This window comes from Streptomyces sp. NPDC087420, assembly GCF_044744165.1.
GTDB lineage: Bacteria > Actinomycetota > Actinomycetes > Streptomycetales > Streptomycetaceae > Streptomyces.
The window spans coordinates 288,002-303,284 of the sequence record NZ_JBIUXU010000013.1; the positions used below are offsets into that span (position 1 = coordinate 288,002).

Sequence of the window (15,283 nt, forward strand, 5' to 3'; positions counted from 1 at the left end):
GGTTCTGGCGTGCCCCCCGTCCGGCCGCAACTCGCTATGACGGTCAAGGCATCCAAGATTCAGGGCACCGGCGGCTGGGTTCGCAACAAACCGCCGACCCTCACCAGCTATATGTCCGTACCCTTCACCCATGACGGATTCGGTTAACGACACGCCGCTTGAAGACACTCGGCTGTTCTGTGTCCCGATCAACGAGTACTTCGCCAAGGACTGCGCCGAGGTGCTGAACGTGTACCGCCGCATCGCCGAATCGGCGCTCGACGTTCCCGACGAGGGCCTCAACACCGAAAGCGTCTTCTGCCGCGAGGTGGATGTTTTGCACGCCCTGCCCGACAGTCCGCTGAAGGAGGCCCGCGGACAGTTGCACAGCCTGAGCGTCGACGGCGGCTGGCTGATCTGGGCGCACGCCATCGACCATGTCAGGGCCCTAGAACACGACATCCTCATGAAGCCGCCCCCTGTTTGGTCCCCGCTGGCTCTGGCCCGGGTCACCTTGGAGGGCTGCGCCTTCAACGCCTACCTCTACGATCCGTCGATCACGCTCACGCAGCGCCTCGCCCGCTCAGCCAGCATGCGCATGGCCGAGGCTCAGAATGGGATCCATGCTTCCAAGGGCTTCGGCCGACAGGAAAAGGACTACGCAGAGGGGCAGAAGGCGGAGGCTGAGCAGCTCCTCTCCGACGCCGGCGCCGTACCGAAGCTCAGCAGGAGGGGCGACAAGCTCGTCGGCTACACGCTGGACGGCGAGGAGGCACCGCTGAACCACACAATCAGTAGCCAGATCGCCTCGTTCCTTCCCGAGTGGGCCGCAGGCTCGTACCCGCTGCTGTCCGGGGCAGCACACGGACGGCCGTGGATGATCGCACGTTCCCGCTCGAAGACCGGCTTGGCGGGCGAGGCCGCCACCGTCATGGCGGCCGTCATGGTCGTGATGGGTGCCATGGAGTCGGGCATTGCCGTCTGGGGCGGCTTCTTCGGTGTCGACGTCACCGAACCTCTGTCACAGATGCACTCGGCCCGCGAGGAATTCATCCCCCGCTCCCAGGTGCTCGCCCATGCCTTTCAAATCCTGGCCCAGGGCCCTCAGATCCTCAAGGCGCTCAACGACGAGTGACGTTGCCCCGTAGAGGCCAACCGGTCCGACCGTGTGTGGGGCACTGCTCCGGAGAGCTCCTCACGGTAGGCCAGCTCTGCTTCACCGTCTCTGCTCGGCAAGCCTTCCCTGGTCACAGCTGGGCCGCAGGCATGTCAGTGCCGTCACCTAGCCTGGTTTCGCAAAGGGGGCATGGCCCCGCGGCCCGGAGGGGGATGGGGCAAACACTGTGACGATGGTGCGTGCGACTCACCTGGTCGACCGCGCGGGGGTCACCATGACCGGATATCTGGTGACCACTCGTCTGGGCTGGCTGTTTCGCGAACAGGAAACCAGCGACGTCGGCATTGATGCCCATTTGGAGGTGGTGACCGGTGCCAGCTTGACTTCCAGGACCACAGGTGGCGCTACCGGCCGTCTGCTTGCCGTGCAAATCAAGTCGGGGGAAAGCCAGTTTGCTGTCGCTGGCGAAGAAGGCTGGTGGTATCCGTGCGATGCCGCTCACGTGGCGTACTGGAAGAAACATTCCCTTCCGGTGACGCTCATGCTATTCGACCCGGTGACTGAACGGGTGTACTGGCAGCACGTCAATAAGGACACGCTTGTCTCCACCGGCAAACACTCCAAGGTTTTCGTCCCGTCATCTCAGCAGATCGACGATGCCAACGCCGAAGCCTTGAGCCGCCCTGCTCGCCTCCAACAGGAAATCGACCCCATCCGAACAGCAACCGACCAACTCCCAGGTGACGTTCGGATACGCCTCTTGCAAGACCATCAGGATGGAGCCAGCCATCCTCTGCCTCTGGCCCGGCTTCTTACCGAGACCGACAACCCGGACGGCACGGTCACCGAACTCCTCACTAACCGGCCCCATTGGTTGACCGACCTGCAACCGGCACACGAGGAAGGCGCCTGGAGGACGATCGCCGCCTACGCTTGCGCGCACGAACTTGGTCCTGCGGCCACTAACGCACTGGAGCGTGCCGCTAATGCGGCACCCGACGACAAGGGCCATCTGCTCGCCCTCGCCGCTTTCACAGCCGTCACCCATGCGCCCGACCGTGCCCGCAGCCTGTCGGCAGCCGCCGAAAAAGCGGGTTCCACCATGCTAGTGGCCGCGACCCGCGCCCTGCTTACCACTGGTGGGCAGTTCCCCAAGGACATTCCGGAGGTCGTGGCGCGAGCACTGGCCGAGGGGGACCCGTCAGCAGCCAGGGATGTCAACGTCCTGCGGTTCGCGGCCTACTGCCATTTCGGCGCGGATCGTCACGAGGACGGCAAGGACTTGCTGGAAAAAGCCCTGCGGATCGCGCCGCAAGAACCAAGCCTGCAGCTCGACCTCGGTCGGTGTCTGCTGCGCGGCGCCACCGGGACACCGCAGCAAGCATCCCTCGACACCGGGCGTGCCCTACGCCTGGCCCTGGCCGCACGTGCAGATCTTCGTCGCTGGCGCGGCTCCAGCGCTACGGCCGCCGTCGTCCTGCTGGAGGCGCGGCTGATGGCTACAGACGTGATCGCCGCCATCCACACCGCGATAGCCGCGCCGGAAGGAGACGCACAAGAGCCAGAGACCTCGTACGAGCCGCTGCAGCTGGAGGCAGTGCGGCTGGCCTACAAAGCGGGCCGACCTGACCTTGCGGATCTGATCGCCTCCGGGCTAACCAGCGAATCCGCGCGACTCCACCTGAACGCATACGCAGCCGAGGCAGATCCGGACAGCGACAGCGCGCACCGCGTCGCCGCGTGGCAAGCCGCTGCAGTCGGCGCCACCAACGATGATCAGCGTGGCAACGCGGCATTCGCCTTGTCCGGCCTCGGCGTCTGGCCCGTGCGCTACCTTGACCAGGCCCGTGAGCTGGGCCTTATTCCGGAAGCGATTTACCAGACCCGCTGGGCCGTGGCCGAGGCCGCCCAGGGCGCGACGGAGGCCGCAATCAGGCGTCTGCGTGAGTGGGAGAACAGCAGCATCGTGGCTGCGATCGGACTCGTTGAGCTATACGAGCGCGAGGGGCAACTGGCCGCGGCTGCCGAAGCTGCTGAGAGGGCAGGTCGGCGTTTCGGTGACCCCCATCCGCGTGTACTCGCGGTCGAGTTGTGGGACCGCGCCGGCGCGACGGAGCAGGCCCGCATCAAGGCGCTGACCTTGTTGAGCCAACCGTTCCTGCCTGCCAGCACGCGCCGACAGTTGCGTGGCATGGCTGTCCAATGGGCCCACGACCGGTCTGACTGGAACGACATGGAAGAGCATGCCCTCATCGGCCTGGCCGAGGAGATCGGGATCGAACGCGCCACCGCCCTGGAGGGAGCCGCAGGAGATCTTCCGCAGTCCGCACCTGCCTTCGCGTGGGCGGCCATTCGCGCCCAGCTCAACGGCCGCAACCCTGAGGCCGCGCGGGACACACTGGCCCGCTTCGCACCACAGATCCGCAACACAGACGACGTCCGGTCGTGGCTCATGCTGGTCGGCTGGTCAGGATGGACAACGGAACTGGCGCAAACCGCAATCGACCTCGCCGAGCGCTACCTCAGTGAGGAGACAGAGCTGACGGGGGCAATTCTCGGCGGGCTCCTCTTCGCCACCGGCGAGCCGTCGACCGGCGGTACCCGGGCCGCAGCGCCTCCGCTTGTACTGCCCGAGGCCCTGAGAACCCGGATGCGGTCGTTGCTAGCCGATCTGCCCGCGACCAAGGCCCTCTCCATGATGCCCGCAGACGCGGAAGCACTTGCGCGAATGGTGGAGCAGCACCTTGGGCCCCGGGAGAAGCTGCTTGACGCAGCCGCCGACGCAGTCCGCTGCGGAGCCGTCCCCATGGGCATGCTCGCATGGGCAGCAGGACGTCCCGTAACCCTGGCCTACATTCAGCGGGCCGCTGGCCTCATCCCCGCATGCAGCCTCGATGACGGACAGGTGACTGCGGAGGTCAAAGCAGTGCGCCAGGCTTTGAACCGCACCGCTGTCCTGGACGTCAGCACCCTGGCTGTGACCTCTCTTATCCCGGGGCGATTCGATCAGTTGCGAGCCATCTTTGCCGCGACGCCTACCACCACAGCGGTCTATGACGACATCCTCCAGACCCGATACGCCCTCAGTGAGATGCTTCGGTCATCGGGCCAGCTCGGAGTCCGGGACGGACGCTCCACCCTCTTCGAATACTCCGCCGAGGACAAGGATCACTTGGCACAGCAAGCCGCAGCCATCAACCGCATCATCTCGGCCCTGCAACCAGTCGAGGTACCCGACGTCAGTGAGATTCGTGGTCGGCTCGGCCTGACCAATGTTCCCGATGAAGCTGATACCGCCTGGCTTTCGGCCGCCCAGCACGCCCTCACCACTGGCGCACCCCTCTGGTGCGACGACGCCGCCCTTCGCGAGATGCTCACCCGCGCACACGTCCCCAACTTCGGGACAGTGGCCCTCCTACACGTTCTGAAAGAGCTAGGCGACTATCCCGAGTTCACCGACGAGCGGCACAACCATGACATGCGTACCCTTCTCGCGGCCTACGTGGTGGACCTTCCGATCGCAGTGGACGGAATCGCGGATGTGGCGGCGCAGGCCGACTGGCGACCGACTGGCGCCGCAGCGCTCTTCGGTCGACCGCAACTGTGGGCCACCGACCGAACACGGTCCTTGTGGGGGCTTGTCGCGGAAAAGCTTTGGGACAGTCAGCCAGAACACCTCGGCGGCTGGTTCGCCATCGCAGCCGCTGGAGTAAGCGCTGGGGCAGACCCCCAAGATGTCCCCCAGGCAGTCTTCCAATTGGCTGCGGAAACCCTAATCGCTGTCGGAGTCGGTCCCGAGGTGGCAGACAGTCTGCTCGCGGCTTCACCACATGCAATTGAATCCTGCCGTCGGGCGGCACTCCGCCGACGCGAGCTGAGCGGTCAGCCCGTTTCGGTGCCGGATGCGTCCCAGGAAGGCGATCTGGTTGCTTACCTGCGGCAGACAGTAGTGAAGCAGTTGACAGCCCAGCGTGGATTCACAGCCGCTACAGCTACCGCGATCGTCGATGCCGCCCTGTCACACGTTGATGAAACGGCGTGAGGCCGTCACAGCCAGGAACACGTTCGGAACACACCTGAACATGCGACCTCACTGGTCCCAAGAACGGGGCCAGACTCTTGCCGAGCTCAGCCCGAGAGCAGGGGCGGGCGGGGGCAGAACCGCGAGACGAAGCGGCCCTGCACCCACCACGCTGCCCCTTGGGGGGAGGCACCGTTGCCTCGGCTCTCAGCCAGAGTGCTTCCGCGCCTCCGCCTGGGACTCCTCGGCTGACTGGGCGCGTTGCTGGCGCACTTCGGCGTCGATGCTCTTCGCGAGCTTGCGCTGGTGCCTCTTCTTGGAGTGCTGGTAGATCAGCTGTGCCTTCGGGCTGGACTGGCCCGCCCGAACCATGAGGTCCTTGAGCTTCGCGCCCGAGTCAGCCGCCAGGGTGTTGCCGGTGTGGCGGAGGTCGTAGAAGCGAAAGCCGTCCGGCAGACCCGCCGCAGTCCGCGCCTTGCGCCACTTGCGCCCGAAGGAAGACCGTCGCAAGGCGGCACCGCGCTCTCCGACGATGAGCAGTCCGTCCGGTTCCTTCTCGGCGAACCACTGAAGGTGGCGGCGCAGCTCGGGCACCACGAAGTCGGGCAGGTAGATCGCCCGCTTCCCTGCGCGTGACTTGGGGGCTCCCACGACCTTTTGGCCGTTGGTCAGTTCCGGTGCGGCTCGCCTGATCCACACGACGCCTTCGTCGAGGTCGATATCACCGCGCCGCAGCTCCGCGAGTTCTTCGGGGCGGAGGGACGCGAAGGCGCCCAGAAAGATCATGATGCGCCAGCGCGGTCCGATCGCCTCGGCCAGCGCGTAGACCTGATGGATCTCAGCGACGTCGCGCTCGTCCGCCTCCTCCTTCCCTGCGCCCTTGATACGACACGGGTTGCTCTTGAGGAGATCGTCGTCGACCGCGGTCTGGAGCACCGCCTTCAACAGACGATAGGACTTGGCCACTGTCGTCTTGGCGCCGTTGGTCGCCTTAAGCCGCTCGGCTCGCCACACGCGCACATCCGCCGGCTGGATCTCGTCCAGGTCCCATGCACCGAAGGCGGGCAGGATGTGGAGCCTGAGCAAGCGGGTGTACAGATCCTCGGTGGTCGCCGCCAGGCCGCGCTCCCGAACCCACTTGTCGGCGAAGTCCTCGAAGTTGACCGCTCCGGCGTCGGGGTCGGTCCAGTGCTTGCGCTCTATGTCCGCCTGGGTCAGAGTGAGCCAGGTCGTCGCCTCCGTCTTGGTCTCGAAGGTGTGTGGCGCGTAGCGCCGCACACCGTCCGGGGCCCAGTAGCGGGCCTGGAAGCGTCCCGACTCGGTCTTGCGCACGCTGCCGAACTCGCGCCGCCGCTGCCGCTTGCGCGGCATCAGGCAGCCCTGCCGTAGTCGGACCGGACCCGCCGTGCAGGCTGGACGGTGTGGGCTTCGATGTAGGCGGTAAGGACGGCCTCGGAGAGGCGGACGTGGCGTCCGACCTTGACGAAGGCGATGCGGCGCTCCGCGATGAGGCGCCGAACGAAGCGCACTCCGGTGCCGAGGCGTTCCGCTGCCTCTTCCACGGCGAGGAGACGGTCAGTGGTGTGCGTCACCCCCTTCGCGGCGTGAGGTGGGTGCGTGGAGGCATGGGGTATCGCCGACCGGGGCACAGCGGGGTCCTCTCTTCGCAGGCGTGTGGCACGGCAATGCCGGCCTGCGTGGTTGATCGTTCGGGATGGCGGTTGTGTACGGGCACCTGCCCCGGCGGTTTGCGAGCCGGGGCGGAGGTTGGGCTACGCGTCGCTGCTGGGGCTGTCCTCAGCGGCCGAGTACGCACCCGAGGACTGGTCCGCGCGCTCCAGCATGTGGCTGCTGGCGACCTGGGCCATGGCGTTGGAGACCATCACCTCGGCCTCCTCGCGGATGTCGGGGTGCTCGGCGAGGTAGGCGTCGAGGGCGTCTCTCGCCTTCGAGAAGCCCGCGCTGGCGCGCTGCGTCTCGCGGAAGGCGTCAACGACGGAGTCGATGAGCTTCATGGCGCGGGCCTTGGCGGCGAGTTGCGGCGGACCGACAAGGTTCCGCAGGTCGATGCCGAACACCTCGGCGAAGCCGATCGCCTCGTCCACGTTGATACGGCGCTTGCGTTTCTCGATGCGCCAGACCGCAGACGGGTTCATGTCGAAGCCAGCCTCGTTGAGCCGGTCGGACAGGGAGTTGGTGCTCCAGCCGCGGGCTTCGCGTTCCAGCTTGATCCGTACGGCGACGTTCTCCTCGCCGCTGATCAGCACGCCCTGCTGGGGTTCCTCGTCCACCGCGCCCACCCCCTTCCGTTCGTAACGAGTCTCTGCCGTTCGCAGGGACAGCAAAAGCGTAGCACGCGTTCTGCGGTACGCAAAAGACTTCTGCGATCGGCAATCGTGTGGCATGCTGGTACTCCCACCAGCACCGCGCCCAAGACGCCCGACCCCCAAGACGCGAAAAGCCCCCCGACAGAGCCGGGGGGCCAAGCGCAAACCTCTCAACCGCCATCCCTAGCGATCAACCCGCGTGGCCGGGATTGCCGTCCCATATGGCCCGCGAGTAGAGGAGCTGACTTCAGTATGCCCGATCCGCAGCCGAACCCGCCATCCTTCCCCGCCACCCCCGCCGTGTGGCCGACCGTCGCGATACCCGGCCAGCCGGCCCAGCCCGCACAGCCGACCCCAGTACCCGCAGAGCCGCCCACCGACGAGCCCGAGCCTGCCGCGGCATCCGAGGGCCAGCAGGTGCTGGCCGATCTGCGGGAGCAGATCCGGCGGTACGTCGTGCTGCCGCACGAGGAAGCCTTCACCGCCGTGACCCTGTGGGTCGCGGCCACCCACCTGCAGACCGCGTGGCAGCACGCGCCGAGGCTGGCCGCGGTCGGACCGGCCAAACGGTGCGGCAAGTCGCGGCTCCTGGACGTGATCACCGAAACCGTCCACGACCCGCTCATCACGGTCAACGCCTCGCCCGCAGCAGTGTTCCGGTCGATCACCGAAACCCCGCCCACCCTGCTGGTCGACGAGGCCGACACCCTCTTCGGCTCCGCCAAAGTCGCGGAGAAGAACGAGGAGATGCGCGGCCTGCTCAACGCCGGGCACCAGCGCAACCGACCCACCCTCCGGGTCAGCGGACCCAACCACGAGGTCGCGAAGTTCCCCACCTTCGCCATGGCCGCCCTCGCGGGCATCGGCGACCTGCCCGACACGATCATGGACCGGTCGATCGTCATCCGCATGCGCCGACGCAGGCCGGGCGAGAAGGTGGCGGAGTTCCGCAGCTTTCGCGACACCCCCTCCCTCCACGTACTGCGCGACCGGCTCACACAGTGGCTGGCCCCACTCCACACCGACGCGATCGAACTGACGCCGACCATGCCGGTCGAAGACCGCGCCGCCGACACCTGGCAGCCACTGGTCGCCATCGCCGACCTCGCCGGCGGCCGATGGCCCGACCTCGCCCGCACCGCGTGCCTGGCCATGACGAGCCACGAGGCACAGCAGGACCAGGACAGCAGCGGCCTGGGCATTCGCCTCCTGGTCGACATCCGGCGCGCCTTCGCGACCGAGGGCAACCCGCCGGTGATCCGCACCGGTCGCCTCCTCGACATCCTCAACAAGGACGACGAGACGCCCTGGCCGGAGTACACCAAAAACGGCCTCACCCCTCGCGGACTCCAGCTCCTGCTCAGGGAGTACGGCATCAGCTCAGCCAACCGCCGCTTCCACGGCGACATCCAGGCCAAGGGCTTCACCCGCCTGCAATTCACCGACTCCTGGGCACGCTACTGCCCTGAGCCCACGCCGGGACGCCCGACCGGCGCCTGACCCGACACGACTCGTCGCGACTCGTCGCCGCGCAGGTCAGCACGGGGACGAGTCGAAGACCGGCAACGAGTCGACTCGACATCACCGCCGCACCCGTACCTGGACTGACCAGGCACGCGACGAGTCGCGACGAGTCTCCCCCACCCAGGGCCGCGTCACCCGCGCCCGCCTCCCTGGAGCACCAACATGCCTTCAACCACCAACGACACCGCCCACCCCGCTCCCGCGCGTGGAAGCGCCGCAATCCGCATCGGTATCGCGCTGCTCGGCACCGTCGGCTTCGCCCTCTCCTACGACGCGCTGCGCCAGATGGCCGCCGCCATCCATGTCCGTAACCTCCTGACCTACACCTTCCCCCTGGTCATCGACGGGTTCATAGCCATCGGCGTCGGCGCCCTCGTCCTCCTGCGGACCGCCCCGTTGCCTGCCCGCCTGTACGTATGGGCGCTGGTAGGCGCCGCCACCGCCACCAGCGTCTGGGCCAACGCGCTGCACGCCATCCGCCTCAACCAGCAGACCCCCGGCACAGGACTCCATCTCGGCGACACCACCGTCGCCGTCCTGTCCGCCATCGCCCCACTCGCCCTCGCCGGAGCCACCCACCTCCACATCCTGATCGCGCGGTCCGCAAGCCCCCAACCGTCCCGAACCCCCGCGTACGGAACCAGCGCACCAGTTCCGTACGGGCAGCGGTCCGACCGAACCCCCGCGGACGTCCTGCATCAGGAGCCCAATCCCAGGTCCGGAAGGGACGATCCGAACGCCGGTCCCCAGACACCGACCCCCGCCGACTTCCCGCGGAACCAGTACGAAGACGATCCCGGCGCCGCCACAGAAGAACCGGACAAGGATTCCGTACGACGCGGCGGGCGCCCGCCAATGGCAACGGTGGAACGGCTGGCAGAAGTGATTGCCGCAGCGCACCCGAACCCTGACGAGATCACGCGTGACAGTGCCCGCAAAGCCCTGACCGAAGTCGACCTCGGCGCCGGAACCCTCCGCCTCACCGAGGCCATCAACCTGGTCCGCACCGCCACCCAAGCCCGCCAGCACCCGGACCAGCCGGAAGACAAACACCCCCTCGCGCCGACCGGACCTGACCCCGCCCGGACAGCCAAACCTCACTCGAATCGATAGGGCGGGCGCGGCTGCCGACACCCCGGCAGCCGCGCCCGCACCAGCCCCTGCCCCTGCCCCTGCCCCACGAACACAGTCAGCTGAGCCGCCGAACCCGGCAACGAACACCGCCGCCGCCAACCCGCAAATGGAGCCACCTCATGCGTAACCCCTTCCACCCCAAGCCCAACCCCGGAACGGTCACCCCCAATCGACAACGCCAGAACAGGGAGCAAGCCCCCTCCAGCCCGGTAACCCCCCTCCACCTCAATGCCGTTGACGACGAACACGAAAACGGCGGAGCAAGTTGTCGGGTAAGGAGTCCTTACCCGACCTCCGCCCCCAGGGAGGCGGAGGTGTCCGGCGCCGAGGGAGCGCCGGTGTCGGCCGGCCCGGGGGAACCGACTCGGGAAGAAGCCACGCAGTCGTCCGTTCCGCGTCGTCGCCTGCGTGAGCCCACGCTGCGCGAGAAGCGCGTCCACCCCCGCTACAGCGGCAGCGAGTTCACCCTCCTCACGAAGGCCGCCGACCTGAGCCGCATGCCGGTCGGCGGTTACGTCGCCGAGACCTCGCTCGCCGCCGCCCGCGCAGACGACCCCATCGCCGCGGTCGCCGACTACCGCTCCATGGTCAAGGCGCTCATGGCGGCCAACGGGCAGCTCGCCAAGATCGGAACCAATCTCAACCAGCTCACCCGCCACCTCAACCAGGACGCTCCCTGGCCCGAGGCGGACCTCGTGTGGCGGCTGTTGCGCCACATCGAGGCGTCAATCACCGGCGTGGACGTGGCCGTCGCTCAGGTGACCTCGGGACGGTGACCGCGTGATACCGAAGATCATCCTCGGCAAGGGTGTCCGCGCCGCCCGTCGTCTGATCGGCTACCTGTACGGGCCGGGCAGCGCCAACGAGCACACCGACCCCCACCTGGTGGCGTCCTGGAACGGGTTCGCCCCCGACCCCGGCCGCAGCCCCCACCGCGACCCCAAGGACGTCCAGGACCAGCTCGCCGCGCAGCTCGACCAGCCCGTGAAAATGCTCGGCGACAAGGCCCCGGCAACCACGGTGTGGCACTGCCCGGTCCGTGCCGCGCCCGAGGACCCGATCCTGACCGACGCCCAGTGGGCGGACATAGCCCGCCGGATCGTGGCCGCCGCCGGCATCGCCCCCGACGGTGACGAGGAAGCCTGCCGGTGGGTTGCCGTCCGACACGCCGATGACCACATCCACATCGCCGCCACCCTCGTCCGCCAAGACGGCCGCCGCCCCCGCCGCGACCACGACATCCGCGCTGTCCAGCGCGAAGCACGCGAGATCGAGACCGACTTCGGCCTGCGCCGACTCAAGGCCGGTGACGGCACCGCCGCCAAACGCCCCACCAGCAAGGAACACTTCAAGGCCAAGCGTCAGGGCCAGGACACCACGACCCGTGAGATCCTCCGCCGACGTGTCCGTCGAGCGGTGGCCGCAGCCTCCAGTGAGACGGAGTTCTTCGCCCTGCTGGAAGCGACCGGAGTGGACGTACGGCCCAAGACCGGCCCGTCAGGCGAAGTCCTCGGCTACAGCGTCGCCCTGCCCGGCGACCTCAACAAACACGGCGAACCGATCCGGTTCTCCGGCTCCACCCTCGCCGGCGACCTCTCCCTCCCCAAGATCCGCCGCCGCCTCACCCACACCGACCCCGAACCCGTCCCCGCTCGGATGGCCGACCCGTGGCACCAGGCCACCGCCGCCATCGAACGCATCCCCGACCACCTCAGCCACAGCAACGACCACATCGCCCAGGGCCAGCTCGTCGCCCTCGGCGGAGCACTCGACCTGCTGCCGCTCACCGCACCGGCCGAAGCCAAGCGGGAACTCGAACAGGCCGCCACCGCCTTCGAGCGCGCCACTCGCTCCCGCATCACCGCCGACCTCAACAGCACCCGCGTCCTGCGCCGTAGCATCCAGACAATCCTGCGCACCCCCACCACAACGCCCGACGGCACCGGGCTGGCCATGCTCCTGGACGTAGTCCTCATCGCCGTAGCCTTCGCCAGGCACTGGCACAGCACCCACCAGCACGCCCAGCAGGAAGCAGCCGCCCAACAGACCCTCAGCCACCTACAGGCCGCGTACACCCACGTCGCCGTCCCGGCCCTGGACGCCCTCGCCAGCCGCACCCCCAACCTCCAGACCAAGCACCGCTACGCCCGCCACGTCCAGCAGGCCGCCCCCGAACACGCCGACCGGATCCTGGAAGACCCCGCCTGGGACGCTCTCGCCACTGCCATCGCCGACGCAGAGGCCGCCGGTCACAACCCGACCACCCTCCTCGCACAGGCCCTCAGCCAGCGCACCCTGGACGATGCCCGCAACCCCGCCCGCGCCCTGACCTGGCGCGTCTATCGTCTCGGCCAACGCCACACACCCAGCCCGCGCGCCCAGGCAGCCACGGCCCGCAGCACCACACGACTCCCCGCCGTCCCGACCCAGACGCCGGCTGTCACACCGACGGCCGCACAGCAGTCCTCCCCCGTACGCCGACGTTGATCGGCCGACCTGTCACAGGGCACTTGGAAACATCGATCTAGGCCGTGTATCGAAAGTGGATCTTGGGCTGTGAATGATCACGGTCCATGGGTCGCGGAGATCTCACGGACGAGCAGTGGGCGGTGCTGGAGCCGTTGCTGCCGACGGGCGCCAGGACGGGACGGCCGCCCGTCTGGCCTCGGCGACAGCTGATCGACGGCACACGGTTCCGGGTCCGGACCGGTGTTCCATGGCGGGACGTCCCCATCGAGTACGGACCGTGGAGCCGGGTCTACGACCTGTTCCGCCGATGGCAGCGGAACGGCACCTGGCAGCGGATCCTCACCCGGCTCCAGTCCCTGGCCGACGTGAAGGGCGCGATCACGTGGGACCTGAGCGTCGACTCCACGGTGTGCCGCGCCCATCAGCATGCGGCTGGGGCTCGCAAGCGAGGCGACCTGCAGAAGGAACCACCGGGCGGCATCTTCACCGAGCCCCGTGATCACGGGCTGGGGCGGTCGCGAGGCGGGTTCACCACCAAGCTCCACCTGGCCGTTGAGCAGGGGCAAAAGCCCATGTCGATCGCGGTGACGGCAGGGCAGCGCGGGGACTCGCCGCAGTTCGAACCCGTGCTGGAGAAGGTTCGCGTGCCTCGCATCGGTCCGGGCCGACCGCGGGTCCGGCCCGATCGAGTGCGGGCCGATAAGGCGTATGCCTCCCGGAGGAATCGCGCCTACCTGCGCCGACGCGGGATCCGCTGCACCATCCCGGACAAGGCTGACCAGGTGCGCAACCGCCAAAGGCTCGGCCCCCGCGGCGGCCGGCCGCCGCATTTCGACCCGGCCGACTACCGCGAGCGCCATGCGGTCGAGTGCGGGATCAACCGCCTGAAGAGACATCGTGTCGTCGCCACGAGATATGACAAGCTCGCCGTCCGCTACGAGGCAACCGTGCCTGGCCGGCGCCCCTCGGCGAAGCGACGGCAAGCTGACCGTCTCGACGCTCGCCATTGAAGCGGGCATTCCGCGGCACCGGCTCTATGAGCACCACGCTTCCGCCGTCTCCCAGTTTAAGACCGATGCCGGAGCCGGCCCTCTCACCCCGAACCAGCAGGCACTTCAGCAGCGGCTCAAAGACGCCGGATCCTACGCGGCCCGGCTCCAAGAGGACAACCGGCTCCTCCAGCAGCGGATCACAACCCTGACGGCCGTGATCGTTGAACTCACCCATCAGGCGCATGGCGAGAACATCGTCGCCCTGCCTCCACGAGGACACAGGCCACCACGATCCCGAGAACGCTGAGTAGGCATCCCCTCCATGACATCTGCTGAGGGACGAAGAGGCATACGTGCTACCGGGCTCGGTTCTTCCTGCGGTCTCGCCACTTCCGGAACCAGTCGGCCACCATATTGTTGCTGGCCACCACAGCGATCGCGGTGACCACGGTGGTGAACAGAGGGGCGAGGGTTCCAAGCCAGTCGGTCATTGTGCTGTCTCCTCTGCCGCAGCCGCCTTCGCGCACATCCACGTGCACAACCCAGACCCCGCAACAGCCACGAGGAATGCGATCAGTGACTGTTGGCCGACGACTTCCTTGATCTTGTTCGCGTCGTCGGAGGAGGACGAGAGGATCGCAGCGAACACCATGATGACCAGGTTATTCACCGTCACCAACACCAAGGAGGCGGACGCCTTCTTCATCAACTGCATCAGCGCTTCACCGACCGATGCGATGACCAGCGACATCGCCATGGGATAGAGGTCGGCCTCGCTGCACCACTCCCAAAAGGTGAACGCAGGGGCGCCGGCAGTCTGCCGGTCATGCAGGTATTCGGTGATCGTGGGCGCCAACCCGACAAGCACCGACAGGGAAAGCCAGATGGTGAACCGAAGCCACACCGTCTGCTTGGCCTGCCGACTTGAGGAAGCTGCTGCCGTTGGGGGCGCAGGCCCCCCGCCAGCAGATGCGGCACCCTCACCATCGGAAGGTGCCACTGAGGTTGTTGTCATGCACAACTCCGCGAGACGAGTACCTGATCGGCCCCCATGCTTACCGGAAGGCACTGACAGTCGCGGGCGTTCACCCAAACTCGCGCGCATATGAGATCACTTGCACACTCCCGAATCCAACAGGTGTCGACTGGGTGAGAGAAATCCGTGCCCGTGAACCCGTATGCCGACGCGCCGATGGGAGCCGTGCCCTCGATCGGGCCGTCTCTGGTCATCGAGAGCGCGGCTGTCGGGCGGATTCGGTCTGAGGCTGCGGCCGGGCCGGCTGCCGTTCGCGCAGGCCCGTGGCCCCGCGGCCAGGACGGCTGCGGGGCCACGGTGGTGGTTCAGGGGTCAGGAGACCGTGACGGTCGCGTAGCCCTTGGTGGCCGTGATGCGGGTGTGCCGGTCGTTGTCGGCCTTCGGGTCGTGGCTGTGCTCGTGCCAGTAGCCGCCGATCTTGACCGTCTTGCTGCTGGAGTTGGAGACGGTGTAGTTGCCGGGCTCGACTTCGATGACGGTCTCGAACCGGTAGTTTCCGGAGCTGTCGAAGCTGCCGGAGAAGTTACGGTCCTTGAGGAAGCGGGTGTTACCCGACTTGTTCAGCCACAGGGTGCCGCCGTCCATGCGAGCTCTGTCGGCGTCGGTGCCGTAGTTCTTGTCGCGGTACCAGGAGACGCCAAAGTAGTATCCGGCCTCGGCCTCCCATGTGGCGATCACAGCGTG

General features: G+C 67.5%; 13 protein-coding genes. 7 read left to right on the top strand and 6 right to left on the bottom strand.

Annotated features, from left to right (window positions below; all coding sequences use genetic code 11):
* The first annotated feature begins 130 nt into the window (after positions 1-130).
* Positions 131-1,114, top strand: a complete 984-nt coding sequence (locus ACIO1C_RS27445) for a hypothetical protein (protein ID WP_401868035.1) — start codon at positions 131-133, stop codon at positions 1,112-1,114.
* Positions 1,115-1,328: 214 nt separating this feature from the next.
* Positions 1,329-5,138, top strand: a complete 3,810-nt coding sequence (locus tag ACIO1C_RS27450; RefSeq protein ID WP_401868038.1) for a DUF4365 domain-containing protein — start codon at positions 1,329-1,331, stop codon at positions 5,136-5,138.
* 186 nt (positions 5,139-5,324) lie between these two features.
* Here ACIO1C_RS27450 and ACIO1C_RS27455 read toward each other — a convergent pair whose 3' ends face one another.
* The 3 genes from ACIO1C_RS27455 to ACIO1C_RS27465 all read right to left on the bottom strand — a co-directional run bounded on the left by ACIO1C_RS27455 (position 5,325) and on the right by ACIO1C_RS27465 (position 7,408).
* Positions 5,325-6,488: a tyrosine-type recombinase/integrase gene (locus tag ACIO1C_RS27455; RefSeq protein ID WP_401868041.1), complete on the bottom strand. Its 1,164-nt coding sequence runs from the start codon at positions 6,486-6,488 to the stop codon at positions 5,325-5,327.
* On the bottom strand, positions 6,488-6,709 hold the full coding sequence (locus ACIO1C_RS27460; RefSeq protein WP_401868044.1) for an excisionase family DNA-binding protein: 222 nt from the start codon (positions 6,707-6,709) through the stop codon (positions 6,488-6,490). Before ACIO1C_RS27460 ends, ACIO1C_RS27455 begins: the two co-directional genes overlap by 1 nt.
* A 180-nt stretch (positions 6,710-6,889) precedes the next feature.
* Complete coding sequence (locus tag ACIO1C_RS27465; RefSeq protein ID WP_401868047.1) at positions 6,890-7,408, bottom strand: helix-turn-helix domain-containing protein; 519 nt, start codon at positions 7,406-7,408, stop codon at positions 6,890-6,892.
* Positions 7,409-7,696: 288 nt separating this feature from the next.
* Here ACIO1C_RS27465 and ACIO1C_RS27470 point away from each other — a divergent pair, with 288 nt between their 5' ends.
* The 5 genes from ACIO1C_RS27470 (at position 7,697) to ACIO1C_RS27490 (ending at position 13,581) form a co-directional block, all read left to right on the top strand.
* Positions 7,697-8,944 (top strand): DUF3631 domain-containing protein, encoded by a 1,248-nt coding sequence (locus tag ACIO1C_RS27470; RefSeq protein ID WP_401868048.1) that lies wholly within the window; start codon positions 7,697-7,699, stop codon positions 8,942-8,944.
* 186 nt (positions 8,945-9,130) lie between these two features.
* Positions 9,131-10,081: a DUF2637 domain-containing protein gene (locus ACIO1C_RS27475; RefSeq protein WP_401868049.1), complete on the top strand. Its 951-nt coding sequence runs from the start codon at positions 9,131-9,133 to the stop codon at positions 10,079-10,081.
* Between the two features lie 335 nt (positions 10,082-10,416).
* On the top strand, positions 10,417-10,878 hold the full coding sequence (locus ACIO1C_RS27480) for a plasmid mobilization protein (RefSeq protein ID WP_401868051.1): 462 nt from the start codon (positions 10,417-10,419) through the stop codon (positions 10,876-10,878).
* A gap of 4 nt (positions 10,879-10,882) precedes the next feature.
* The gene (locus tag ACIO1C_RS27485) at positions 10,883-12,589 is read left to right on the top strand and encodes a mobilization protein (RefSeq protein WP_401868053.1); all 1,707 of its coding nucleotides are present in this window, start codon (positions 10,883-10,885) and stop codon (positions 12,587-12,589) included.
* 86 nt (positions 12,590-12,675) lie between these two features.
* Positions 12,676-13,581 (top strand): IS5 family transposase, encoded by a 906-nt coding sequence (locus ACIO1C_RS27490; RefSeq protein ID WP_401868055.1) that lies wholly within the window; start codon positions 12,676-12,678, stop codon positions 13,579-13,581.
* A gap of 338 nt (positions 13,582-13,919) precedes the next feature.
* On the opposite strand, the gene ACIO1C_RS27495 is transcribed toward ACIO1C_RS27490, so the two are convergent.
* From ACIO1C_RS27495 to ACIO1C_RS27505, 3 genes are all read right to left on the bottom strand, one after another.
* Entirely contained in the window at positions 13,920-14,054 is a 135-nt protein-coding gene (locus tag ACIO1C_RS27495) for a hypothetical protein (RefSeq protein WP_401868057.1), read from the bottom strand.
* Positions 14,051-14,578, bottom strand: coding sequence for a hypothetical protein (locus ACIO1C_RS27500; protein ID WP_401868059.1), 528 nt, complete (start codon positions 14,576-14,578; stop codon positions 14,051-14,053). Before ACIO1C_RS27500 ends, ACIO1C_RS27495 begins: the two co-directional genes overlap by 4 nt.
* A gap of 333 nt (positions 14,579-14,911) precedes the next feature.
* The gene (locus ACIO1C_RS27505; RefSeq protein WP_401868061.1) at positions 14,912-15,277 is read right to left on the bottom strand and encodes a hypothetical protein; all 366 of its coding nucleotides are present in this window, start codon (positions 15,275-15,277) and stop codon (positions 14,912-14,914) included.
* Between the last annotated feature and the right edge of the window lie 6 nt (positions 15,278-15,283).